General features: G+C 59.3%; 29 protein-coding genes and 1 pseudogene. 9 read left to right on the forward strand and 21 right to left on the reverse strand.

Annotation, left to right across the window (positions count from 1 at the left end; all coding sequences use genetic code 11):
* Positions 1–77: 77 nt before the first annotated feature.
* The 3 genes from NO878_RS14525 to NO878_RS14535 are packed head-to-tail and all read right to left on the reverse strand — an operon-like array spanning position 78 to position 2616.
* Positions 78–851 carry a metal ABC transporter ATP-binding protein gene (locus tag NO878_RS14525; RefSeq protein ID WP_256406686.1) on the reverse strand — a complete coding sequence of 258 codons (774 nt, stop codon included), beginning with the start codon at positions 849–851 and terminating at the stop codon, positions 78–80.
* The gene (locus tag NO878_RS14530) at positions 848–1069 is read right to left on the reverse strand and encodes a DUF7511 domain-containing protein (RefSeq protein WP_256406687.1); all 222 of its coding nucleotides are present in this window, start codon (positions 1067–1069) and stop codon (positions 848–850) included. The genes NO878_RS14525 and NO878_RS14530 overlap by 4 nt, the downstream gene beginning before the upstream one ends.
* Complete coding sequence (locus NO878_RS14535; RefSeq protein WP_256406688.1) at positions 1066–2616, reverse strand: metal ABC transporter solute-binding protein, Zn/Mn family; 1551 nt, start codon at positions 2614–2616, stop codon at positions 1066–1068. Before NO878_RS14535 ends, NO878_RS14530 begins: the two co-directional genes overlap by 4 nt.
* 434 nt (positions 2617–3050) lie before the next feature.
* On the opposite strand from NO878_RS14535, the gene tsaA reads away from it, so the two are divergent.
* Positions 3051–3542, forward strand: a complete 492-nt coding sequence (gene tsaA, locus NO878_RS14540; RefSeq protein ID WP_256406689.1) for a tRNA (N6-threonylcarbamoyladenosine(37)-N6)-methyltransferase TrmO — start codon at positions 3051–3053, stop codon at positions 3540–3542.
* A 134-nt stretch (positions 3543–3676) separates the two neighbouring features.
* Here tsaA and NO878_RS14545 read toward each other — a convergent pair whose 3' ends face one another.
* The 6 genes from NO878_RS14545 to NO878_RS14570 form a co-directional block, all read right to left on the reverse strand.
* The gene (locus NO878_RS14545) at positions 3677–4633 is read right to left on the reverse strand and encodes a ZIP family metal transporter (RefSeq protein WP_256406727.1); all 957 of its coding nucleotides are present in this window, start codon (positions 4631–4633) and stop codon (positions 3677–3679) included.
* A gap of 302 nt (positions 4634–4935) precedes the next feature.
* Positions 4936–5247 carry an ASCH domain-containing protein gene (locus NO878_RS14550; protein ID WP_256406690.1) on the reverse strand — a complete coding sequence of 104 codons (312 nt, stop codon included), beginning with the start codon at positions 5245–5247 and terminating at the stop codon, positions 4936–4938.
* A gap of 221 nt (positions 5248–5468) precedes the next feature.
* A complete protein-coding gene (locus NO878_RS14555) occupies positions 5469–5855 on the reverse strand; it encodes an iron-sulfur cluster assembly scaffold protein (RefSeq protein ID WP_256406691.1) in 387 nt (128 codons plus the stop codon).
* Entirely contained in the window at positions 5856–6428 is a 573-nt protein-coding gene (locus NO878_RS14560; protein WP_256406692.1) for a MogA/MoaB family molybdenum cofactor biosynthesis protein, read from the reverse strand. It lies immediately after the preceding gene.
* Positions 6425–7753 (reverse strand): GTP-binding protein, encoded by a 1329-nt coding sequence (locus NO878_RS14565; protein WP_256406693.1) that lies wholly within the window; start codon positions 7751–7753, stop codon positions 6425–6427. The genes NO878_RS14560 and NO878_RS14565 overlap by 4 nt, the downstream gene beginning before the upstream one ends.
* The gene (locus tag NO878_RS14570) at positions 7753–8970 is read right to left on the reverse strand and encodes a GTP-binding protein (RefSeq protein WP_256406694.1); all 1218 of its coding nucleotides are present in this window, start codon (positions 8968–8970) and stop codon (positions 7753–7755) included. Before NO878_RS14570 ends, NO878_RS14565 begins: the two co-directional genes overlap by 1 nt.
* A gap of 98 nt (positions 8971–9068) precedes the next feature.
* Here NO878_RS14570 and NO878_RS14575 point away from each other — a divergent pair, with 98 nt between their 5' ends.
* Positions 9069–9500 (forward strand): CopG family ribbon-helix-helix protein, encoded by a 432-nt coding sequence (locus tag NO878_RS14575; RefSeq protein WP_379823235.1) that lies wholly within the window; start codon positions 9069–9071, stop codon positions 9498–9500.
* Between the two features lie 7 nt (positions 9501–9507).
* Here the strand turns inward: NO878_RS14575 and NO878_RS14580 are convergent, their stop codons facing one another.
* From NO878_RS14580 to nikR, 9 genes and pseudogenes are all read right to left on the reverse strand, one after another.
* Positions 9508–9897: a CopG family ribbon-helix-helix protein gene (locus NO878_RS14580; RefSeq protein ID WP_256406696.1), complete on the reverse strand. Its 390-nt coding sequence runs from the start codon at positions 9895–9897 to the stop codon at positions 9508–9510.
* A gap of 141 nt (positions 9898–10038) precedes the next feature.
* A complete protein-coding gene (locus NO878_RS14585; protein ID WP_256406697.1) occupies positions 10039–10776 on the reverse strand; it encodes a DUF1405 domain-containing protein in 738 nt (245 codons plus the stop codon).
* Positions 10757–11647: an energy-coupling factor ABC transporter ATP-binding protein gene (locus tag NO878_RS14590; RefSeq protein ID WP_256406698.1), complete on the reverse strand. Its 891-nt coding sequence runs from the start codon at positions 11645–11647 to the stop codon at positions 10757–10759. Before NO878_RS14590 ends, NO878_RS14585 begins: the two co-directional genes overlap by 20 nt.
* Positions 11644–12459, reverse strand: coding sequence for an energy-coupling factor transporter transmembrane component T family protein (locus tag NO878_RS14595; protein WP_256406699.1), 816 nt, complete (start codon positions 12457–12459; stop codon positions 11644–11646). Before NO878_RS14595 ends, NO878_RS14590 begins: the two co-directional genes overlap by 4 nt.
* A gap of 2 nt (positions 12460–12461) precedes the next feature.
* Positions 12462–12785: a cobalamin transport operon protein gene (locus NO878_RS14600; RefSeq protein ID WP_256406700.1), complete on the reverse strand. Its 324-nt coding sequence runs from the start codon at positions 12783–12785 to the stop codon at positions 12462–12464.
* Positions 12785–13465, reverse strand: coding sequence for an energy-coupling factor ABC transporter permease (locus NO878_RS14605; protein ID WP_256406701.1), 681 nt, complete (start codon positions 13463–13465; stop codon positions 12785–12787). Before NO878_RS14605 ends, NO878_RS14600 begins: the two co-directional genes overlap by 1 nt.
* Positions 13466–13594: 129 nt before the next feature.
* Positions 13595–14023 carry a CopG family ribbon-helix-helix protein gene (locus NO878_RS14610; protein ID WP_379823301.1) on the reverse strand — a complete coding sequence of 143 codons (429 nt, stop codon included), beginning with the start codon at positions 14021–14023 and terminating at the stop codon, positions 13595–13597.
* Positions 14024–14122: 99 nt separating this feature from the next.
* Positions 14123–14390: pseudogene (locus NO878_RS14615) on the reverse strand (nitrate ABC transporter ATP-binding protein); the annotation flags it as partial.
* A 31-nt stretch (positions 14391–14421) separates the two neighbouring features.
* Positions 14422–14850, reverse strand: coding sequence for a nickel-responsive transcriptional regulator NikR (gene nikR, locus NO878_RS14620; protein ID WP_256406703.1), 429 nt, complete (start codon positions 14848–14850; stop codon positions 14422–14424).
* Positions 14851–15008: 158 nt separating this feature from the next.
* Between nikR and NO878_RS17405 the strand changes: the two genes are divergently transcribed.
* Together NO878_RS17405 and NO878_RS14625 are read left to right on the forward strand one after the other, a co-directional pair.
* Complete coding sequence (locus NO878_RS17405; RefSeq protein WP_481128861.1) at positions 15009–15251, forward strand: DUF8129 domain-containing protein; 243 nt, start codon at positions 15009–15011, stop codon at positions 15249–15251.
* Positions 15223–15783, forward strand: a complete 561-nt coding sequence (locus NO878_RS14625; RefSeq protein WP_256406704.1) for a hypothetical protein — start codon at positions 15223–15225, stop codon at positions 15781–15783. The genes NO878_RS17405 and NO878_RS14625 overlap by 29 nt, the downstream gene beginning before the upstream one ends.
* 54 nt (positions 15784–15837) lie before the next feature.
* Here the strand turns inward: NO878_RS14625 and NO878_RS14630 are convergent, their stop codons facing one another.
* The 3 genes from NO878_RS14630 to NO878_RS14635 all read right to left on the reverse strand — a co-directional run bounded on the left by NO878_RS14630 (position 15838) and on the right by NO878_RS14635 (position 17414).
* Complete coding sequence (locus NO878_RS14630; protein WP_256406705.1) at positions 15838–16116, reverse strand: amphi-Trp domain-containing protein; 279 nt, start codon at positions 16114–16116, stop codon at positions 15838–15840.
* A 654-nt stretch (positions 16117–16770) separates the two neighbouring features.
* A complete protein-coding gene (locus tag NO878_RS17325; protein WP_379823228.1) occupies positions 16771–17058 on the reverse strand; it encodes a DUF7521 family protein in 288 nt (95 codons plus the stop codon).
* Positions 17055–17414, reverse strand: coding sequence for an ArsR/SmtB family transcription factor (locus NO878_RS14635; protein WP_256406706.1), 360 nt, complete (start codon positions 17412–17414; stop codon positions 17055–17057). Before NO878_RS14635 ends, NO878_RS17325 begins: the two co-directional genes overlap by 4 nt.
* 167 nt (positions 17415–17581) lie before the next feature.
* Between NO878_RS14635 and NO878_RS17330 the strand changes: the two genes are divergently transcribed.
* The 5 genes from NO878_RS17330 (at position 17582) to NO878_RS14655 (ending at position 21328) form a co-directional block, all read left to right on the forward strand.
* A complete protein-coding gene (locus NO878_RS17330; RefSeq protein WP_379823226.1) occupies positions 17582–18022 on the forward strand; it encodes a hypothetical protein in 441 nt (146 codons plus the stop codon).
* 347 nt (positions 18023–18369) lie between these two features.
* Positions 18370–19056 (forward strand): SCO family protein, encoded by a 687-nt coding sequence (locus NO878_RS14640; RefSeq protein ID WP_256406707.1) that lies wholly within the window; start codon positions 18370–18372, stop codon positions 19054–19056.
* On the forward strand, positions 19053–19601 hold the full coding sequence (locus tag NO878_RS14645) for a TlpA family protein disulfide reductase (protein WP_256406708.1): 549 nt from the start codon (positions 19053–19055) through the stop codon (positions 19599–19601). The genes NO878_RS14640 and NO878_RS14645 overlap by 4 nt, the downstream gene beginning before the upstream one ends.
* A complete protein-coding gene (locus tag NO878_RS14650; protein ID WP_256406709.1) occupies positions 19598–20263 on the forward strand; it encodes a cytochrome c biogenesis CcdA family protein in 666 nt (221 codons plus the stop codon). Before NO878_RS14645 ends, NO878_RS14650 begins: the two co-directional genes overlap by 4 nt.
* A gap of 399 nt (positions 20264–20662) precedes the next feature.
* Positions 20663–21328: a helix-turn-helix domain-containing protein gene (locus NO878_RS14655; RefSeq protein WP_256406710.1), complete on the forward strand. Its 666-nt coding sequence runs from the start codon at positions 20663–20665 to the stop codon at positions 21326–21328.
* Positions 21329–21549 lie beyond the last annotated feature (221 nt).

Here is a 21549-nt window from a genome sequence, read left to right on the forward strand (position 1 = left end):
GCCCGTGAGGCCGAACCATAGGGCAGGCAATTCGGCGAGTAGCGTTCCGGCGAGGCGTTGGTATGTGAGAAACATGATTAGTGGTCGTGTTGGAGGACGTGCTGGTCGGTCCCGTACGCTTGCGCGAGGGCATCCGTCTCGACGAATTCGTCGGGATTGCCGTCGAAGTACAGCTGGCGGTTGATACAGGCGATGTCCGTCGCGTAGGTGGTGACGACGCCGATGTCGTGCTCGATGAGGATGACGGTCAACCCGGTCGCATTCAGGTCGTGCAGGAGGCTGTAGAACTCCTCTCTGGATTCGGCATCGACGCCGACCGTCGGTTCGTCGAGCGCAAGCAGGTCGGCCTCCGAGGCGAGCGCACGGGCGATGAACACTCGTTGTCGTTGGCCACCGGACAGTCGGCCGACCCGCCGAGAAGCGAGATCAGTGATGCCGACCTCTTCCAGCGCCCCCTCGACCGCTCGCCGGTCCGCCGCCGAGAACCGACCGAAGAGCCGCCGCGGGTACCGCCCCATCTCGACCACTTCTTGAACCGTGATCGGCATGTTGCGCGCCGCCTTCGTCGCGTTCTGTGCGACGTATCCGATTCGCTCGCCGGCGTCAAACTCGTGGGCGGGCTCGCCGAACAGCGAAACCGTGCCCTCGTCCGGTCGACGAAGTCCGAGCATCAGATCGAGCAGCGTGCTCTTGCCGCTCCCGTTCGGCCCGACCAACCCGAGGAAGGACCCGGGTTCGACGTCGATCGACACCGACTCGAGAACCGGGATATCTCCGTAGCCGAACGTGACGTCGTCGACGCTGATGAGTGGCTCCGCCGACCGATCCGTCTCCGTCGTTGCTGTCGTCATCGGTAGTCGGCGAGGTCGACGAACGAATCCCCGTACGCCGTGATCCAGGTCGTCGTCCGATACGGAACGGCCACGTCCGGCGGATAGATCGTACAGACGGGCCGTTCCGTCGCGTCGGTGACCAGTGCCATCAATCCCGAGCGGGGGTCTTCGGAAGGACCGGGTTCGGCATTCCCGTCCCACTCCGGATCCGTGTCGCCAGACGTGGTGTCGCTCATTCTGCGTCGAGCGCCTGCTTCAGCGTCTCCAGATTGATGTTCTCCATGACCTCGACGTAGCCCCAGTCCTGGTCGGCCCACTCCTGTGTCTGGCCAGGGATAGCGGTCAGCGGGAGGACCTCGGTGGCGTCGGTCTCGGCGACGAGCTGGTTCGCCGCCTCCTGGGACTCCAGCGGGTCGGAACAGACGTTCTGGAGGTCGTGTTCGGCGATGATCTCCTGTGCGCGCTCGATGTCCCGTGGTGTGGGTTGGTCGTCCGGGGAGAGTCCCGTCAGCGTCTCCACCTCGAAACCGTAGCGCTGGCTGAGATACTGGTATGCGTTGTGGCCGGCGACGAAGATGACGTCCTTCGATGCGCTCTCGAGAGTCGACTGGAAGGAGCTATCGAGCTCGTCAAGGCGGGATCGATACGACTCGGCGTTGTCGGCGTAGGCACCGGCGTTGTCGCCGTCGATGTCCACGAACCCGCTCCGGATGTTACTCACGGCCTGCTTCGCCCGCATCGGGTCCAGCCAGAAGTGCGGGTCCTCACCGCTGTGGTCGTGGCCGTCGCCGCCTTCGCTCTCCTGAGTTCCCGTTTCGTGTTCTTCCTCGTGGTCGTGCTCACCCTCGTGTTCGCTTTCGTGTTCACTCTCGTGTTCTTCCTCGTGGTCGTGGCTGCCAGCGCTCTCGGTCAGTTCGGGGTCGACCATCGATCCACTCTCGTCGGTGAGCGCCGCGTCGAACTCCGAGGGAACGTGCTGGCTGAACAGGACGTAGTGGCCCGACGACGGGATATCGAGCGTGTACGTCGACTCGCCCGAGTCGGCGAACTGGAGATGGTAGAGACTCTCCGAGGAGGGGGTGAGCGTGCCGCCGGTCTGGACCTCCGAGTGGGCGTCGTGGTCCGACTCGTAGAGCGTGTGAGCCGTCTCTTCGACGTGCTGGATGCCGTGGTCTCCGCTTTCGTCGGTTTCGAGGACGGCCAGTTGCATTTCGGGGTCCGGCCCCGGTTGGAACGTGTACGTGTACGAGCCCGCGTCCAGGTGATAGAGGCCGGCCCATTCCCAGGGCGCCTCACCACCGTGTTCGCCTTCGGATTCGTGTTCCCCGTCGTGGCTCTCTTCGTGCTCGGTCCCGTGGTCGTGGCCGCCTTCGAGGCGGTCGATGCTGGAGCCTGCCGCGAGGAGGGAAACGTCAGCGTCGTCGTCCCGGAGGGTCGTCACGATGTCGTCCGCCCACGGCTGGAACCCGTCCATCCCGTAAATGAACAGGTCGGATTCGCGAATCGTCCCCTGAATCTGTGGCCCCGGTTCCCAGCCGTGGCCGTGCTGACCGACCGGGACGAGCGTTTCTGCGGTCGCGGTGTCGCCCGCAACCTGACTGGCCCAGTCCCCGAATACGAAGAACGAGGACTGTGCGATCGGCCCGGCACTCTCTGTTGCCGTCGAGCCGTCACTTTCCGCCGCACCGGAGTCGTCGTTGCTCGACGTACAGCCCGCGAGTGAGCCGATAGTTACCGTACCGAGTCCAGCTGCGAGGAGTCGTCGTCGGGTGTATCGAGGCATCTGTTGTTAACAATAGTAGACTAGATAATAAATGCTATGATTTAGAGATACTAAGTTAGCAAGAATTCACTAAATAGAGGCTCTTCTTACTAACTTGCGCTGAGATAACTAATGTGGCCCCTAGAATTGCTAATCGTTGCTACCTCAGATCCCGTATTACACAAGCCAGAGAAGCATGCTAACAGGCATTTTATAGCTGTGGCGCTCAGGTGCGACTGTAATGTGCCACTGTTTCAGCGACCTGACCGAGATGAGTGACGAAGAGCGAGCGGCGGTTCTCGAAGAACATTCGACGGGGGAACTCCGTGCGGAGTACTCCACCGAAGAACTAGAAACCCTCGGCGTCACCGCCTGATAGCCCGTTGAGACGGTGCTGACTACAAAACGCGTACCGGTCACGAACTGATTTGTCAGTCGAACGCTCAACGATAGCTGTGTCTGAAAATCAGTTCGTGTACGAGCCCATCGGAGTAATCCGGACACCGTTCGAATCACCAGATGGAATGCCGATCCAACCGGTAGGGGACGCCGCTGCAGAGGGAACCATCGGTCTCAGGGAGGCGTACGTGGATGGACTAAAGGACCTCAACGGATTTACGCATTGTATCCTGCTGTATCACTTTCATGAATCGGGTGACGCTACTCCGCTGGAGGTCGAACCGTTTCTCGATGACGGACGGCGGGGAGTCTTTGCGACGCGAGCTCCGCAGCGGCCGAATCGGATCGGTCTCTCCGTCGTCGAGATCGAATCCGTCACGGATGACACGGTGATCGTCAACGGTATCGATGTCGTCGATCGGACACCGTTGCTGGATATCAAGCCGTTCGTTCCCGACTTCGACGTTCCATCCGATCCGGATACAGGCTGGCTCACCGCCTCGGAGTCGACGATTGAATCAAAGCGAGCCGATAGGCGTTTCCTTTGACAGGGTTCGTCCTACGCTCTCACCCCGACACACAAGAACGGACAGCAGAAGCATGATTCTCCGATACCGTGCGAGTCGGAGCGTGTATCTCACATAGCGCCATAGCCGGTCAAGATTCGAAGTGGACGGCCGGTTCAGACGTACAACAGCGGCACCATCACCGCAACCCCGGCAAAGATCCCACCGGCAAGTGCACGGTAACCGCCGTACGGAAGGTCACTACCGGTCTCAAGGGCTTCAGGAATGAACTCTGTGACGACCAGATAGATCATTGCACCGGCGGCAAAGCCAAACCCGAACGGAAGGAAAGACTCGGCCCACGTCACGAAGGCAAACGCAATAACGGCCCCGATGGGTTGTGGGAGGCTGGAAAACACCGCTGCACCGACCATCCGCCACTTCGAAAGCCCCATCGCACGCATCGGGATTGCGATCGCGGTTCCTTCGGGGACGTTGTGGATCGAAATCGCGACCGTCATGAAGACGGCCAGAACAGGGATCGCGACGCCGAAGACGTTCATGCCCCCCTCGAATCCAAGTTCTGCAAAGGAGACGCCCACAGCAACCCCCTCGGGGAAACTGTGCACAGTGAGTATACCGAGGATCAACACCAGCGTTTTCACATCACCGTCGGCAAACGCCTTCGCTTCCAGTCGGTGGTCGTCCGGTCCCTGCGTCCCAATATCTGTGGCGGGTCTTGATCCACCGTCGGTATTAATCTCTGTCGTGGTGCCAGTATGTTCCCCACCGACGCTGTCGTTACCGTGTCTGTGATTGGTCTCGGCGTGATCGTCCGTACCGATATCAATTCGATCGAGCAACCGGTCGGAAGCCTCGACCAGGATGGCACCCGTCAGGAGGCCACCGGCCATCAGGGTTGGAAACCCGCCAGTGGCGTACTGCCACCCCTCGTTGATGAGACCGAACAGTGACGCGGCTACCATAATGCCGGAGGCAATTCCCCAGAGGGCGACATTCCAACGATCGCTGAACTCCTCGATAAAAAAGAACGGGATCGCCCCCAGTCCGGTGGCTAACGCAGTTACCAAACCGGCGACGAACACCAGCACGATGTGGCTCAGAATCACTATACCAAGTATTCGCCTCTCTAAACAAAAGAAACTTTCTCAAGCTCGAACTCTATTTTTGGTTATCCTAAATATTCAGGCGTGCTGTGACGGGCCCTCCGTATGCAACGAGCCGTTTGTATCAACTTCCGAGGGTTTCAACGGAGTCAAAATGGGGTCACTCTCTTATAGTGTAGCGAAACTGGCTCTCACGGCCGACGTTCTGATCGAATTTTCGACGTATTCAGGCACTGCAGCCGAGATTAAGGGGATAAGTGGTCTGTTAACACACTATTCCGCCAGTCTACACGAGAGCGAATGGGTTGTTATCCTACTTTTTCGAACCGATGGAGGACGGCGGTATCGTCGTCGTCCCAGGTTGTATCGTGGGTGCGTTCGATTCGCTTCTTGTAGGCTTCGAGGTTCGGCGAGCCCTCGGCTCGGGCGTCCTCGTCCGTCATATCACCCAGTCGCTCTTCTCGTACCGTCGTCACCTCAAAGATGACGTCGTCGATTTCGAAGCGGTCACCCTCGGAGGCGTGTTTGTCGCCGCGATGCAGCTGTGTGACATCTCCGGCAATGACAGCTTGTCTGATCTTTTCGCCCGGAAGTAGTTCGTCTGCTTCTATCGTGGTCATTAATTGTGTCTCACCAATTTCATCGGAAAGTAAATTCTTGTCCCTCGGTGGTCATCAGTCCACCTCACCGCCGGACTTCTCGTTCGTGTGTCGGGTTGCGAGCCCGGCGAGATGCGGGGCTTCCTCAACGATAATCTCTGCCGTGGCTGGCTTGACAGCGTCAATTTGGTATTACCGGTTAAGAGGCGTCGTATCATCCGAATTGGACACGCACAGGGTTGTTAGCCATCGTCGTAGCTTTCGACGCCGTCCTGAACCACTTTCTCCGCGAGCACAGCACACGGGACGCGCATCGGCGTCAGCTCGATTCCCAGGAGCTCGAGGGCGTCCTCGCGGTCGAGGTCACGAACCTCCGAGAGCGTCATTCCCGGGAGTTCTTCGGCGAGCAGGCTCGCACTCGCAATGCTGATCGCACAGCCTTCTCCAGTAAACGCGACCTCTTCGATCGTCTCACCGTCCCCGGCGAGCCTGAGGTCGAACGTGAGTTCGTCGCCACAGGAGGCGTTCTCGCCAGTGTGCGAGAAAGTAACCGGCGAGAGGCGGCCCCACCTTCGAGGGTTACGGTAGTGATCCAGGATTACCTCCTGATACATTTTAGAACCCTGCATCTACTCCACCTTGTGTCGGGTTGCGAGTCCAGCGAGATGCGGGGCTTCCTCGCTGATAATCTCTGCCGTGGCGAGCTCGACGGCGTTCACACTTCCCGGGAGCACGAACACTGGCACGCCGCGGGCGATGCCCGCTGTTGCACGGGTCGAGACGATACGCGTTCGCACCTCCTCCCACGAGAGCCATCGGAACGCCTCGCCGAAGCCCGGCAGTTCGCGGTCGAAGAGCTCGGTCACCGCGTCCGGAGTGACGTCGTCGACGGTAACCCCAGTCCCGCCTGTGGTCACGACGAGGTCGACGTCCGGGCGATTCAGGCACTCGCTCACCGTGGTCTTGATCCGGACGTAGTCGTCTGGGACCATCCGGCGTGACGTGACGACGTGTCCCGCTTCGACGAGGATGCTCGCAATGGCGTCGCCACCCGGGTCTGGCGGGGTTTTTTCGACGCTATCTCCGCGAGACGAGGACACCGTTACGATGGCCACGCCCAGCGGGTCGATACAGTCGTGGCCGTCGGCATCCGTCGTCCGTCGGTCCTCTGCTGGAGGAAGTTCGCGGTCATTCTGGATCACGATAGGCCACCTACCACGAGGCGTTGTTCCATCGGGGGCTGCGACCACTCCATCGTTCCTGGGAACGGATTCTCGAACCCGTCCCAGTTCTCGTCCATTTCCGCCTCTGAAACGAGACAATCGTCGAGGGCGTCGGCGATACTGGATTCGTCCATTCCAGCGCCGATGAAGACGAGTCTCACTTCACGGTCTCCCCACTGTTCGTCACAGTGGAGATCCGACCATGATTCGCGGTAGGACTCGCGCTGGAACTCGGGAAGTGTGACCGCCCACCGACCGTTTACCTCGACGTGGGTCTGTGTTCCCGCCTGACTCAGGTCGAGCGCGTAGCGCTCTCGGCCAGCGATCCACAGGTGTCCTTTCGCTCGGACGACGGACCCAGGGAACGAACGGAGCCACTCGCTGAACCGTTCGGGATGGAACGGTCGGTGGCGCTCGTAGACGAACGAGTCGACACCGAATTCCTCGGGCGGGTGGAGATGGTCGTGTTCTTCGTCGTGACTATGGTCGTGATCGTCGTCACGCCCCTGTTCGTGACTGTGGTCGTCCGTCTCCGTCTGGCCCTCGTGGTGACCGTCTGGGTCGACGTCTGTGCCGTCTCCGTGACTAGGCGAGAGTGCCTGTTTCCACTGTGCAGAGTTACTCGCCTCGTCTTGATCGAACCGACCCGTTCCGAGAACACGTTCCGGGTCGACGGCGCTTTCGGTCGTTCGGATAATCTCGACCCCCGGATGAAGTGTTCGGACGACGCGTTCGACGGCCTCACGCTCCGCCTCTGAGACGAGATCGCATTTGTTCAGGACGAGCACGTCACAGAACTCGACCTGCTCGGCGAGGAGATCCGACAGCGGTCGGGCGTCGTCGTCTGTCGACTTGAGTGGGCGGCCATCGACGAACGCCTGATGGAACTGTGCAGCGTCAACTACTGTGACGGTCGTATCGAGATCGTACAGTGCCGACGCACGCGCTGGTGAGACGAACCGCTGGGCGATGGGGACCGGGTCACTGATACCCGAGGCCTCGATGACCAGATGGTCGAACTCCTCGTCGAAGGCGAGGCGTCTCAGTTCCTGATCGAGTTCGTTCTGCAGCCCACAGCAGATACAGCCGTTCGACAGCTCCGTGACACCGCCGTCCTCCATCGAAAGTTCGGAGCCGTTCTCGATGAGGTCGGCGTCGACGTTCACCTCGCCTACGTCGTTGACGAGAACGGCGACGTCGTACTGTTCGCCGCCGACGGTGAGGAGGTGATTGAGCAGGGTCGTCTTGCCCGCCCCGAGTCCCCCGCTCAGGATCGTGACCGGGGGTTGGTCGTCGAAGCTCATTAGTCGTCGGCCAGTGCCAGTTCGCGCTGATCCTCGAAACCGAACGGGTCCGGGTACACACTCCAGTCCTCCTCCATCTCTGCGTCCGAGAGGACACAGTCTTCCAGTCGCTCGACCAGTGTCTCCTGGTCGAATTCGCGGCCGATGAACACGAGCTCCGATCCACGGTCGCCCCACTGGTCGTCCCAGTCCTCTTTGATTCCGGGCCGCGCAGCGAAGTAGCGCTCCTGTTCGGCCTTCGGGAGCGTGGCGATCCACGTCCCTTTCGGACCTGCTCGGACCGACTGGCCTGCTTTGTCGAGTCCCATCGCGACGTCCTCGCGACCGGCGGACCAGAAAAAGCCCTTCGCGCGGATAATTCCGTCAGGGAGGTCGGCAAAGAGACGAGCGATGCGCTCGGGGTGGAACGGCCGGTCGGCGTCGAAGACGAACGAGGTGACGCCGTGTTCCTCGGCGGCTGCCTCGTGATGGTGTCCGTCCTGTAGTTCGCGCATCCACCCGGCGGACTGACTTGCCGCGTCGAAGTCGAACCGCCCAGTGTTCAGGATTTCACGGGGGTCGACTGCGCCGTGTTCCGTTCGGATGATCTCCGCGCGCGGTTGGAGTGTCTTCAGGACGGCCTCCATCTCGTCCAGTTCGCCGTCCGGGACGAGGTCACACTTGTTCAACAGGAGGACATCGCAGAACTCGATCTGGTCCATGAGCGCTTCTTCCGGGACGCGATTGTCCTGGGGGTCGACCGAGTCGTCGGTGAGTGCCTGCCCGGAGTCGAACCCCTGCCAGAAGCTGTGTGCGTCGACGACGCTGACCATCGTGTCGAGTTCGTACACCCCTGTGGGGTCGAAGTCCGCGTCCTCGAACCCGCGTGCGAACGTCTGGGCGACTGGAATCGGTTCGCTGATTCCAGACGATTCCACGAGGAGGTATTCGAAGTCTCGCTCCTCGGCCAATCGCCCCACTTCGTCGAGCATGTCGCCACGAAGACGGCAGCAGATACAGCCGTTCGACATTTCGATGATCTCCTCGTCGCTCTGGGTGAGTTCCGACTCGCGTTCGACGAGGTCGGCGTCGACGTTCACTTCGCCCATGTCGTTGACGACGACGGCGGCGTTCAGTTCTCGCTCGCTACTGAGAATGTGGTTAAGAGTCGTCGTCTTGCCAGCACCGAGGCTTCCGCTGAGGATCGTCACCGGGATCGGGTCGTTGTTGAACGGCATACGCGAGTTATGAATCTACTCTACTAAAATACTAATTATTACGTCTTAATGGTAGAAGTCATAATAGAAACTAATAAAATAGAATAGTATTTTAGCATATGAGTGTCGTTAGCATCTCGATGCCCGAAGCATTACTCGAACGCATCGACGGGTTCGCCGACGAACACGGCTACAGTGGCCGGAGCGAGGTCGTACGCGAAGGCACACGCACACTGCTCGAAGAGTTTCAGGGGCGAAATATCGACGGGCAGAAGCATATGTGTACAGTAACGGTGGTCTTCGAGTACTGTCAACCCGCAGTCCAACAACGGCTCACAGGAGTCCGTCACGAGTACGATACAATCGTCTCCGCGACTACCCATGCTCACGTTCAGGACCAGTACTGTATGGAATTGTACGTCCTGGAGGGACCCACGGAGGCACTATCCGGATTCGTCAACACCGTCCGGGCAGTGCCGGATGTCCGGGCAGTGGATTACTCGATCACCTCACTGGGTACCGATTCCATTGAACAACACATCAAGTCGTAAATGTAGTCTAGTGCTCAGCGAGGAGCATCAGTTTGACCCGGCTCACCGCCTCGAAATCGCGTAAGCGGTACGTGAGTTCTCGGACACGTGAGGCGGGTCCACCGCAGAAGAGCGTCTCGAGACACCACTCTCCTTCGTGAATATGATTCGTGGTCGTGATGACGTCCTGAAATTGGTGTTGTACGTCGTGGATGTCTTCGATGACCGATTCGTGTTCGTAATCGAACGCGATGATGACGACGACGTCACCTTCGATATCCTCCAGTTTGGTGTGTCCCTCTATGTACTCCTGCATCGCCTCGCGGACGCCACGCGAGCGGGACTCTAACCCCTCTGCCTGCCACGTTTCATCGAACTCGGAAAGAAGGTCGTCGGGGATGTTGAAGCTAGTGCGCATCGTATGCTAATCTATACTCCACACTTATGAATCATTAGCAAATTTAGACACCATATTATCATAGTGGGCTGCGGTGGGCGAACCAGTTTCCCGATGTTCGAGATACCCGTGCTGTTACGATACGGCAGCCAATGGTCGCTATCAGGGGGAGACAGATCTGTGAACTCGTTTTGTTTTCACTCGTCGAGTCGCGACGGCGAGCACTGTCGCCAGTATCGTGAGCGCAATAGCGCCCGCAGCTGCGATCTCGTGTGCTGGGGAGACGTGCTGGACAGTGCCGTTCACAATCGGTTCGACTGGCAAGAGGGTGTGATGCGGTGTCCCGACAATCGGGACGAAGTAGTCGACGAGGTCGTTGAACCCGTACCAGAGCACGGCAGCGAGAATCGCTCGAACGGGAAAGTCACTGTAACGATGGATGAGGAACGCTTGCAGGATCATCCCGAGGTGCGAGGCGAACAGGAAGGCGTACATCGCGTTCGACGCGAGCTCTCGTCCCAGTAGTGGAACTACCTGTGGTGGTGGCGTGACCGTCGCGAGAAACGCGTCTGCGAACACTGTCAGGACGTACGGCGTCCAGAGGCCGAGTTTGATACAGCCGAAAAACGCCAGCATGTTCAGGTACTCGTTCGACCGGCCGAGTTTGTATAGCGCCAGCGAGCAGGCGATGAACAGCGTCGCTGTCGGGCTGTCTGGGACGACTGGCCACATGACGACCGGTTCGAGTCGGAACTGCGGGAGGTAATACCAGAAGCCGAACGCGGTGCCCGCGAGATTGATCGCGACGATTCCCCACGCGTACCGGAGAGCCACAGATTCGACTCGGGTGGGAAGTGGCGCGAGGTACTGGGGGAGACGCTCAGTCTCCGCTGCTACCATCGAGCGACTCTGCGCGGATCGTTTCGGACGGAGCCCCGCGGTCGGAGAGGAGCGCGACGAGGTCGGCTTCTGTGACGGGCCGGGCGCCGGTATCGAGTCCCGCGTCACGGGCGACGCGGATCGCCGCCGGCGGGTGGAGGTTCGCCCGCTCCAGCAGCTCGTCGTCGTAGAACACCTCGCGGGGCGTGCCGTTCCCGACGACGTTGCCGTCGGCCATCACGCAGACACGGTCGGCGACCTCGGCCGCGAACTCGAGGTCGTGGGTCGACAGTACGACGCTGATCCCCTCCTCGTGGATCTGTCGAATCCGGTCGGCGACCAGCCGCGACCGTTCGGGGTCGAGGCCCGCCAGCGGCTCGTCGAGGACGACCACACTGGGTTCTAACACGAGCACGCCGGCGAGACCGACGAGGCGCTTCTCGCCGCCGCTGAGGTAGTGGGGCACCCGGTCTTCGAGGTGAGCGGCATCGACCGTCGCGAGCGCCTCGCGGGCACGACGCTCTGCCTCCTCGCCAGCCATCCCGTAGTTCTGGAGGCCGAACAGCACGTCGTCCAGCACCGTGGGCGCCACCAGTTGTGTATCGGCGTCCTGGAAGACGAAGCCGACTGCCTTCCGCGCGTGGGCCTTGTTGTCCTCGGTGATCGCGGTGCCGTCGACGACCAGTTCGCCCTTGTCGGGGACGAGGGTGGCGTTCAGGTGTTCGAGCAGCGTCGACTTGCCCGCCCCGTTGCCGCCGACGAGCGCGACCACCTCGTCGGGATAGACCGAGAAGTCGACCTCGTGCATCCCGACGGTGCCGTCAGGGTAGGTGTGCGCCTTACATTGGAGGTCGACCAGCGGCGTCCGTTCCTCCGAGCGATCGGTACTCATACCGGGATCACCTGGTAGGCAACGACCAACGTGTACGCGACGATGCCGGCGTAGCAGGCGACGACGGCGACGACCTCACGAGCGGGCGGTCGCGGGACGTCACCGTACAGCGTGATGTCGCCGTCGTAGCCGCGGGCCTCCATCGACTTGACCAGCCGCTCGGAGCGCTCGATGGCCGTCAACAGCGTCATCCCGAGGATGCGGGCGTAGATCCGACGGTTCGCCCAGAACTCGGAGAGCGACGCGCCGCGAGCGAGCACGCCTTTCACTAGGTCTTCGAGCGTCTCGATCATGACGAACGTGAACCGGTAGGTGAGCAGGGCGACCTGGTCGATCGGTCGGGGGAGTAGACGCCCGAGCAGGTAGGCGATGTCGGCGTACCGGGTGGTCATCGTCGCCGTTAGCGCGAACGTCACGACGGTCAGTGACCGACAGGTGAGTTCGCCGAACAGCGAGGCGCCCGCCCACGTGACCGAGAGCTCGCCGATCGGGGTGGTGAGCGCCCCGCCGATTGGTACCCCGGGTTCGAGGAAGGCCAGCGGCCCCGCCACCGAGACGACGAACAGCAGAGGGAGCGTGTACCAGTAGCCCAGTCGTCGGTACGGGAGTCCAGCGATGCCGTAGACCACGAGTGTCGCGGCGTACAGCCCCGCGAGGACGGGGAGACTCTCGACGACCGTCACCGCCAGCACAAGCGCGCCGACGACGCCGACCTTCGTCCATGGGTTGACCCGGTGGAGCGGCCCCTCGCGGTGCTCGGAGTAGGCCGTGATCAGCCGCGGGTCGGGGACGTGATTCGAGAGCGTCGTCACGGTTACGGGGCCGCGCGTTCGGAGTCGTCGAGATCGCTGGAGCGGGTGGTGTACACGTACAGGCCGATCCCGACGACGGCAAGCAGGACGACGACGCCGAGGAACTCCAGCACCAGTCCGCCCTGGCGGATCGGGCCGGCGACCACGATCCCGCGACCGAGGTCGACGAGCGCGCCGCCGCCCTCGCGTGCGCCGCGCTGGAGCGCCTGTGCGGACCGTTTGGCCCACGGAAGCGCGCCGCCGGTCGAGGTGAACCCCCAGAGGCCGGCGGCGAGACAGACCGCGAACAGCCCGGCGAGACCGCCGTACTGCTTCCAGCGATCCATCAGGCCGTCACCCCGGCGGACTCCTCACTGGTGGTGCGGTCAACGAGACCGACGAGGTCGGGCCGGACCGACGCGAGGAACTGGACGACGAAGCCGGTCAGGATGCCCTCGATGACGGCGACACCGAGGTTGAGCCCCACGAGCCCGGCGACGGCAATCGTCAGATCACCGCGGGGCAGGGCACTGCCGTTGACACCGCTGATGACGATGATCGCGCCCATCAGAATCGCCCCGGCAGAGAGGCCGAGGGTCGCGGCGCTCGCGCCCGCGGGGAAGATGTCCCAGTCCATCCGGAGCAGCGTCCTGAACGCGTAGTAGGCCACGATGGCTTCGCTCGCGTTAACGAGCGTGTTCGCACCCAGGAGGCCGACCGCACCGTGGCCGAGTGCCGCCGAAAAGATGTTCACGACGAGCGCGATGAGCGCGCCCAGCAGTGGCCCGGCCAGGATACCGACGAGGCCGGTGAGATTCATGTGAATCCCACCCCAGACGGGGATGTTTAGCTGGAAGATCGCGAAACTCGCCGCCGCACCTATTCCGGCGAGTGCGATCTGGTGGGTCTTGATTCCACCCTTCCGGATCCGGTAGACGACGGCGCCGACGAGCGCGACGCCGAGTGTCGTCCACAGGACCAGTGCCCACAGCGGGAACGAGCCTTCGCCGAGGTGAATATGTGCCATAGCTATCTTGCCAATTTTGAACTCAGATATAATAAACTTGCCTTCTCCAGAGTGCGCGGATAACAACTCTTTGGGGATAAGACGGTCATCGTTGATAACAACTCGTCTCTGCGACCTGTCCTCCAGCGGCTAGCCCGTGCTTTCTTCGAGTGACTCCCCGGCTTCGATATTCATCACGTCGACCGGAACAACAGTGTACTCGACGGACACGGACTCGTCCACGCCTCGCACGGTTGCGATGAAATCCAGGACGACATCGTACTCGGCTTCGATTACGAACGTCTCGACACAGCCTGCGTTGTCAGCGAGACAGTTGTGCGAGTTCGACCGGATCGCGGCTTCAAACTCGTGGCGAAGGTCCATCATCCGCCGTTCGATCTCCGGTGCGTCGTATCCAAAGACGGCAGTGATCGTTCCCAACACCAGCCGACCCTCGTATTCGGTCTCCTGGTACTCATCAAGCAACGACTGGCAAGCCTCACGAATCACCTCGCTCCGACCGCTGTAGCCGTGGTCCTCGGCGAACCGATCGAGATCGTCTCGGAGCTGCTTCGTCATCGAGGAGCTCACGATGGGCATATAATAACTTCCGACTCAAAGATAATAGATATACTGGTGTAACGGTTCTACTGTTATTAAGAACAGAGGAACGAGCTATCAGAAGCTAATATCGCCAGGCTCTCCGAGTTCGTCTCTGATCTGTGCGACATACTCGACGAATTCGTGAGCTGTCCGTTCGCGCGGGCGATCTATCATCGACGGAGAGCGTGGCCTGGACGGTGCCGGGGTCTGCGTCCATTACGATGACCCGGTCGGCGAGCGTCACCGCCTCGTCGATGTCGTGCGTGACGAACACGACGGTTTGGGCGGTCCGTGCCCAGATATCGAGCAGTTCGCCGTGTAAGCGGTCGCTCACACGTTGGTCGGCTACGGCACGAATCGGTCGCAGAAGCGAGTTACTTCATGTCGGCCAACGGACCGAAGTCGTCGACGGGTAGCACGGAATAGTCGACGGTGAGCGTATCCTTGGTGGCACGGATCTTCCCGACGAACGTCGAGATATTCTCGAGCGACCCCTCGAGGACGAACAGTTCCATGCAGTGGTGACCACCGACGTGGCTGTGGAAGTTCGAGGCGACGATGTCCTCGTGTTCGTGGCGAAGGTGCATCATCTTCTCTTCGACGTTCGTCGTCTCGTAATCGAAGACGACAGTGACGACGCCCATCAGGTCCCGGCCTTCGAGTTTCTTGTCTTCGAACTCGCCCAGGAGGTTCCGACTCGCCTCGCGGACGACCTCGCTTCGACCCGTGTACCCGTGGTCGTCGGCGAACTGGTCGAGACGTTCGAGCAGTTCCTCCGGCATGGACACACTGACGACACTCATATAATAAACGATACGCTCAAACTTGTTATTCCTTGTTATTCTAATCTCGGTCAGTGCTATCTTGACTATATTAACGCCTTGCTCTTGGGGACCTCTTACTAAGATGGCGGGACGAACTGGTCCGCCATCTTAGACAGTCGATATCAGTCCGGCTGATCATCCCCACCGCTGTCGCGCGGATCTACGAGATCGAGACCGCTCGCGCACATGTCGCTCACGAGAACCAGCATCAGCAACGAGGGTGGATACTCCGATTGCTAGCCACCTGTGCAGCGACGCTCCGAGTAAGCGAACGAAACGCCGTCTTCGAAGGCTCGCTGGCGCATACTCGTATTTCACCACGACGGACTACTGACTACGTGGTGTGTTTCCATGGCAGACAAACCCGGATCTGGTGGTGACCGCGACTTCGTGACGATTTTCAAGACTAGCTCGGTCGACCGCGACGACTACCCCGAGCTCGCCGAACACCTCCTCGAGGGGCGGACGCAACTCGCTGCGGAGACGGGCTACCTGATGAAGTTCGGCGACATCTCACACCGGGGCTTGACTCCCTTCGATGTCGCCTCGTTACACGACGCTTCGGCGTACCCCCTGCCGCACGCAGCGCTGGAGTCATTCCCGGCGCATGTCCGAGCCGACTTGGAGCGCGATGGCGCCGTCCAACTATTCGCTGTATACGATCGCGACGCTCACGAGTTCGAAGACGTCGCGCTCGCGTGGGAGGAGCAGGACTCTCTCGAGCGACTTGCTGAGCTGATCGTCGGCGACTGCTCGGTCCACGAGGCGGTCGATTGGGTCGTCGTCGAGGAAGCCGAGCGCTACACCGTCACTCAGTGGGCCCGAATCCGCGACGTGACCGGAGATGCCGTCCGCTCGAATATCAACTCGGCCAGAGAGAAACTCCTTGCTGAGAAGGACCGGGAGCAGTAGACGGAAAGCTATACCCGCCCGTCTGAGCGTGTCCCGGGCTGAGTCCGGTTCTTTTCACTCGATACTGAGGTCGCCAGTATCAGCCCCGTTTTCATCCCACTCTAACTCGAATTCGAGTTCAATCTCCGCCGACCCCCCGGACGTCGATGTCTCGCGCTCAACTTCCACCTCGAACTCGACCCGACTCGGTGCCGTGAGCGTAACCGATTCACTGCCGGACTCAAGTGTAAATTCGTCGCCCGCTTCGAGGTGTTCTGCAACCGTTCGGAGGTACTGAGCGACCTCAGCCACGTCCATGTCCCGCTCGAACTCGAATAGTGTTTCTTCGGACATCCATACATTTTCGCACCACGAGGTCTTGACTGTGCGTATCCGCGGCTATCGTCTCAGCTGACGAGTTCACCGGAACTCGCCGGCAGAGATCGTTTCGAGCCGCTGTCTCGACGGTATCGCGGAGACCAGAGGTAAATCGGCGGTGCCAGCTGCGCCAGAGTGGCGACTGGTCTGGAACTCCCTCTAGATCTAGTTGCTCGCAGAGATCGGGATACTGGGAAAGGTATTCGACGAGCGCAGTTTCGTGGTCCCAGCCATGGCATTCTTTCAGCAGGAATAGGCGAAACAGCGTCTCCATCCCGTAGGTCGTTGAGCTGGCATATCGGTCGTGGGCATCGAACCGGATGTATGCAAGCGGTACTGCGTGGACGAATGATTCGATGGCCTCGTGTTCGTCTTGGTTGAACCGCGCTTCTGCGACGACGCGAACATCCGATTCTAGAGCGGGGAGAGACCTTCGATCAAACAGCGGAGTGGACTCATATGCAGGCCAGTCGACGTACGATTGTTTAACGATCTGGCGAAAGACACTGCGGCGAGACTCACGGGTTTGGGCCACGGCAATAGGCTGATCACGACACGCCCAAGTACTCGTCTGATTGCTCAATACACATCCCGTCCTCATAAAATAGTCTCAATACTGTAGGCGTTCTGCTAGATGTTCTGTTGTTCCGGATCAAGCATAATAGACCGCAAAATCAGTAACATCCCAAGAGAGACGAGTCCCGATTGAACGAGCGCGGCTGAAAGTAGCGGAGTGTTGAATGTATTGAGAATAAGTCCTTCACAAATCGCACCGATTCCGATAAAGACGAATCCGATCGAAACGTAGAACATCGGACTGCTTTCACTCCGGCGATACGCATAGAATGCAAGATACGCAACAGAGAGACTCAGCGAGAGTGCGATCAGCTTTATTACTATAATCGGGATGCTAATCATATATTCTCGCGGAAATTCTTCCAGAGTGTGGTGAAGTTGTCGGCGAGTTCGTCCCGTGTCTCGACGGACAGTTCGAGATCACCGTCGGAAATGGCGACATGGAGCGTTTCGATTGTCGTTTCGAATCGTTGTTTATGTTCGCCACCAGAACCGATCGTCGAATGGACTCTGATGAGACCGTGTTCCTGTAGGGTGGAGATACGACGGTAGATTGTCGCCAACGACGCATCACATCGCCGACTGAGCTCTTTCGCCGTTCTGGGGGATTCATCAGCAGCTATCAAGATTTCCCGAGAGTAGTCGTCTGCGAAAAGCTCTAAGAGGGCCGCAGACTGGCTGTTTTCCCCTGTCGTCATATACCCATATTACGAGCTCATCTGCAAAGAAGCGACGATTTGGTCACACCAAACGTGTCGTTGCTATGGACAACAAAACGGTGCTCCCACGAAATCGAATCAGCTTTTCTACGAACGGGCAAAGAGCCATCCTGATTTATTAACCGGAGATCGAAACGGGGATAGGAATGCGACCGTCATCAAGACGCTACCTGAAAACAGTAGTCATCAGTACCGGTGCGTTCGTGCTCTTTGGGATTGTCACGGGCTTGATTCCGAATCCTCTCTACATTCGGCAGGTACCACGAACGCCGCTGGATTATCTCTTTCTCACCACTACTGCGGCCTTCTTTGGAGTATACACCTTCCAACGAACCAACAACCAGCGCAATGATGAGAAGACAGCTACTGCAGGAACAGTGGTGGGATTTCTGGCATTCGGCTGTCCAATCTGTAATGCGTTTCTGCTCGCCTTGTTTAGCAGCTCCGCACTGATGACGTATTTCGACCCGTTACGACCCCTCTTAGGTATCGTAAGTGTCGTGTTCTTTGCAGGACTTCTCTACAGCCGTTCACAGAGTACATGTGACGCCTGTGGTATGGAAGAACAGGGAAGTCAAACTCACTAGCAAACATACAGAATGACAGACACTGCAACAGGCGAAGCTGAAGACACGGACTCGAAGAACAGATGGCTATTAATCGGGCTCGGCGGTGCCGTAAGTCTCTGCTGCCTCTTTGCGGCACCAGCAGCGACAGGTGCAGCCGGAGCCACCGTTGCTGGAGGGGCTACAGCGGCATTCGGTGGCGGCATAATTCGAATCCTTGTCTCAGCCATAGCCGTTGGGATTGTTGGTGTTGCCATCCAACTGTGGCCCTCTTCGTCGTCCTGCGAACGATAAACACAGACATACCTTCTTTGCTGGCAGTGCAAAACGCCAGATAATAATTGTTCGGATGATGGTAAGCCAAGAATATGGATCGACGAAGGTATTTACAGTCGATCGCCGCAGCCGGGACTACCGCAAGCGTCGCTGGTTGCCTCGGCGTACTTACTGAATCTGGCGCTGAGGGGACAGTCCTTGGCCCGCCTGAACAGGATCTAAGTGAAGCCGCTCATCCAAGCTACGGCGACGAGATGCCCGAGTTCACCGTCCCCGACCCGATTACGGGTGAAGATATTTCAACGACTGATTTTGAAGAGGAGCGAACCATCCTCTGGACATCGTTCTACACGAATTGTCCGGACGGCGTTTGTCCCGCCCTCATTCTCCGACTGCGGCGGGCACAGGAAGTCGCTGTCGAGGGTGGGTACGGCGACGCCGCCGCCTTTCTCGCACACACCTTTGACCCCGAGCGTGACACGGCCGATGTCCTCCGCGAGTACGCCCGCCAGCAGGGGGTCAATCTCGACGCCGACAACTGGCACTTCCTTCGGCCGGAGAGCTACGAAGCAGGGCAGGAACTGTTGGAAGAACAGTTCGGGCTCGTCATCGAGAAGCGGCCTGCTGAGGATCTCGAGAATCTGGAGTATCAGTTCCCGCACTACGGGCTGATCCTTCTCGTGAACGAGCGTGGCATCGTCGAACGGGCGTACCCGAACGGTGCGTCGGTCGATGTCGAGATCGTCGAAAATGATTTCCAGCAGGTGGTCACAGGATGAAGCGTCGGAACCTCCTTGCTGGACTCGCTAGTGTCGGGGCAATTGGTGGCGCTGGACTCGTCGCGACCGGGACAATCCCTGATATCTTCAGCAACGGGAACGAGACACTGGGGCCAGTCGAGCCGACGACACTCGACACGATCGAAGCGCCAGGTAGCCGCGATGGTGAGGTGACGATCCCCCCAAATAATCAAGCCACATTCGTCGACTTCTTCGGGACCTGGTGTGCGCCCTGTGTGGAACAAATGCCAGCACTCGGTGAGACCGAGGACCGGATTGGTGATGAGGTACTATTCGTCTCGGTAACAACTGAAGATGTTGGTGGGTCGGTCAGCGAGGAAACGGTCGTTGAGTGGTGGCGTGAAAACGACGGTGATTGGTTGGTTGCTGCTGATGTAACTGCTGAACTTGCAGCGAAACTCAACGTAGGGGCCTATCCAACTGCTGTGGCGCTCGATCGGACTGGCCGGATCCAGTGGTCTGAGTCCGGCATTCACACCGCCGACGAGCTTGTCTCAGGAATCGAAATCGCTCTCAACGCATGATCAGCGAGACGCTTCTGACAAACGCCTCGTTCGCCCTCACAGCGGGTGTAGCAACGTTCTTTTCACCGTGTGCCTACCCCCTGCTGCCGGGCTACGTTGGCTTCTACGTGAACTCTACTGACACCGGAAGCGCCTCTATCACAGGCGCGGGGATTCGAGGAGTGGCAGCCGCGTTGGGCGTACTTGCGACGTTTGCGTTGCTGGGCGGGGCCACGGCGTGGGTCGGCCACGAGGCACTGTCAGATATCACCATTTTTGAGACACTGGTCGGCGGATTGCTCGTCATCTTCGGATTACTTGTCGCATTCGGCCGCGCTCCGTCACTGTCGTTATCACTTCCAAAGCGCCGATCAAGCGTTCTCGGCTTCGGTCTTTTTGGCGCGGGATACGCATTAGCTGGTGCCGGATGCGTCGCCCCAGTCTTCCTCGCAGTTGTAGCCCGGGCTATCACCCTCTCGACCGAAGCAGCGATGCTCGTATTAGGAGTCTATGCCGGTGTTGTCGCTGTACTAATGGCTGCAACAACCGTCGCAACCGGAGTCGGCATCATCAGTAACGCAAATCGCGTAATGGCTCATGTCGGATGGCTCAAGCGGCTCGCCGGCGTTGTGATGATCATCGCTGGGATCGGTCAACTCTATCTGTCAGTTATCGTATACTGATGCGGCGATCGAGGTGTACAAAAAGTACGGTTCTAATAAATCTGTTATACGAATAAGCTGCAGAGCAATGCGATTACGGGTCGTTATCCGGTCGTATGGCAGCGAAGACCCGCGCCGACGATCGAGACAGTTCGACCGACTTAGAATTCTATCTCCCTGCCGGGATCACTCCATCAAGCGAAACCAGTCGGCTTGAGCGCCTCTGGGGATACCTATTCAACCACGGCATAGAACCTCCGAAATAGCTAGTGGATACCTCGAAACCAATGCCACACAACCACCCAAACGGGGATCAGTCGGACTACACCGTCCCCGGAAGCTTGCGTCAGACGGGCAACGAGAACGTCGATCTCGTGATTGCGAACGGCCATATACGCAAACCGCCTACCTCACGGAACGATGAGCGATATTAAAGCGGTTGTGCGAATTGAGCATCCCGACGTAGTGCTCACGGAAACCGTCGCACACGACCGAAGTTCGAACGTCAGGTCGGTGTCAGAAGCAGGAACTGACCCGACGTCGGGGAAATTCTTCTACCGTGTAGAGTCATCTGATTTCTGCCGATTCGAAGAGGGATTACGGAACGACCACACCGTTGGCGAATTCGAACAGTTGATCGAAACTAGACACGGGAAAGCGATCTATAGCTTCGAATATACGGACGAAGCGAAGGTCTTCTCACCAGTCATCTCGACGGCGAACGGTGTCGTACTCGATATGGAGAACGACGGAGATGCTTGGCTATTCTCCATCTGGATGCCCGAACGAACGAACCTAGCCGACCTCTGGGATACTGCACGACGGCAAGACATCGCCATCGAGTTATTACGTGTGAACGAATACGCCAGTTTAGGCTCTACCGACGCTGGATTAACCGATAGTCAACGAGAAGCACTCCTCGTTGCGTTCGAAGCGGGGTACTTCGAAGAACCACGGAACGCAACGCTCGGCGAGGTCGCCGCTGAACTGGACATCTCTCAGCCGGCAGCCGGTGGGCTCCTTCGACGTGGAATCGAGCGACTCATCGTATCGTCCCTGATGGAGGATAGTGACCGGACCGACTGAGGACCGTCCATTCGCCCCCGAGTCAGTGTAGCACGGGACGACCATCACGTCCGGATGGTTGCTACTTCTGTTTGTCAGTACCTACCAGATCACGCCAGCCAGTCTCCTCCCGCTAGTGATAACCGATCTCGACATTACCGAAGCCACAGACCGGTCGGTCGACGATGCAGATGTTCCGAGTAACCTGCTGAATCTCTGTATCCCATGCCATCGCCGCCTCG

Origin of the sequence: Haloplanus ruber (assembly GCF_024494725.1) — an archaeon.
Lineage (GTDB): Archaea > Halobacteriota > Halobacteria > Halobacteriales > Haloferacaceae > Haloplanus > Haloplanus ruber.

Excerpts from the sequence above, each read along its gene's own strand:
- NO878_RS14590 (WP_256406698.1), bottom strand. The coding sequence starts at position 11,647 with ATGAGTACCGATCGCTCGGAGGAACGGACGCCGCTGGTCGACCTCCAA.
- NO878_RS14535 (WP_256406688.1), bottom strand. The coding sequence starts at position 2,616 with ATGCCTCGATACACCCGACGACGACTCCTCGCAGCTGGACTCGGTACG.
- NO878_RS14600 (WP_256406700.1), bottom strand. The coding sequence starts at position 12,785 with ATGGATCGCTGGAAGCAGTACGGCGGTCTCGCCGGGCTGTTCGCGGTC.
- NO878_RS14625 (WP_256406704.1), top strand. The coding sequence starts at position 15,223 with ATGGCAGACAAACCCGGATCTGGTGGTGACCGCGACTTCGTGACGATT.
- NO878_RS14565 (WP_256406693.1), bottom strand. The coding sequence starts at position 7,753 with ATGAGCTTCGACGACCAACCCCCGGTCACGATCCTGAGCGGGGGACTC.
- NO878_RS14630 (WP_256406705.1), bottom strand. The coding sequence starts at position 16,116 with ATGTCCGAAGAAACACTATTCGAGTTCGAGCGGGACATGGACGTGGCT.
- NO878_RS14525 (WP_256406686.1), bottom strand. The coding sequence starts at position 851 with ATGACGACAGCAACGACGGAGACGGATCGGTCGGCGGAGCCACTCATC.
- NO878_RS14585 (WP_256406697.1), bottom strand. The coding sequence starts at position 10,776 with ATGGTAGCAGCGGAGACTGAGCGTCTCCCCCAGTACCTCGCGCCACTT.
- NO878_RS17325 (WP_379823228.1), bottom strand. The coding sequence starts at position 17,058 with ATGATTAGCATCCCGATTATAGTAATAAAGCTGATCGCACTCTCGCTG.
- NO878_RS14530 (WP_256406687.1), bottom strand. The coding sequence starts at position 1,069 with ATGAGCGACACCACGTCTGGCGACACGGATCCGGAGTGGGACGGGAAT.
- NO878_RS14570 (WP_256406694.1), bottom strand. The coding sequence starts at position 8,970 with ATGCCGTTCAACAACGACCCGATCCCGGTGACGATCCTCAGCGGAAGC.
- NO878_RS14640 (WP_256406707.1), top strand. The coding sequence starts at position 18,370 with ATGGATCGACGAAGGTATTTACAGTCGATCGCCGCAGCCGGGACTACC.
- NO878_RS14555 (WP_256406691.1), bottom strand. The coding sequence starts at position 5,855 with ATGCAGGGTTCTAAAATGTATCAGGAGGTAATCCTGGATCACTACCGT.
- NO878_RS14550 (WP_256406690.1), bottom strand. The coding sequence starts at position 5,247 with ATGACCACGATAGAAGCAGACGAACTACTTCCGGGCGAAAAGATCAGA.
- NO878_RS14580 (WP_256406696.1), bottom strand. The coding sequence starts at position 9,897 with ATGCGCACTAGCTTCAACATCCCCGACGACCTTCTTTCCGAGTTCGAT.
- NO878_RS14650 (WP_256406709.1), top strand. The coding sequence starts at position 19,598 with ATGATCAGCGAGACGCTTCTGACAAACGCCTCGTTCGCCCTCACAGCG.
- NO878_RS14575 (WP_379823235.1), top strand. The coding sequence starts at position 9,069 with ATGAGTGTCGTTAGCATCTCGATGCCCGAAGCATTACTCGAACGCATC.
- NO878_RS17330 (WP_379823226.1), top strand. The coding sequence starts at position 17,582 with ATGCGACCGTCATCAAGACGCTACCTGAAAACAGTAGTCATCAGTACC.
- nikR (WP_256406703.1), bottom strand. The coding sequence starts at position 14,850 with ATGAGTGTCGTCAGTGTGTCCATGCCGGAGGAACTGCTCGAACGTCTC.
- NO878_RS14635 (WP_256406706.1), bottom strand. The coding sequence starts at position 17,414 with ATGACGACAGGGGAAAACAGCCAGTCTGCGGCCCTCTTAGAGCTTTTC.
- NO878_RS14645 (WP_256406708.1), top strand. The coding sequence starts at position 19,053 with ATGAAGCGTCGGAACCTCCTTGCTGGACTCGCTAGTGTCGGGGCAATT.
- NO878_RS14610 (WP_379823301.1), bottom strand. The coding sequence starts at position 14,023 with ATGACGAAGCAGCTCCGAGACGATCTCGATCGGTTCGCCGAGGACCAC.
- NO878_RS14605 (WP_256406701.1), bottom strand. The coding sequence starts at position 13,465 with ATGGCACATATTCACCTCGGCGAAGGCTCGTTCCCGCTGTGGGCACTG.
- NO878_RS14655 (WP_256406710.1), top strand. The coding sequence starts at position 20,663 with ATGAGCGATATTAAAGCGGTTGTGCGAATTGAGCATCCCGACGTAGTG.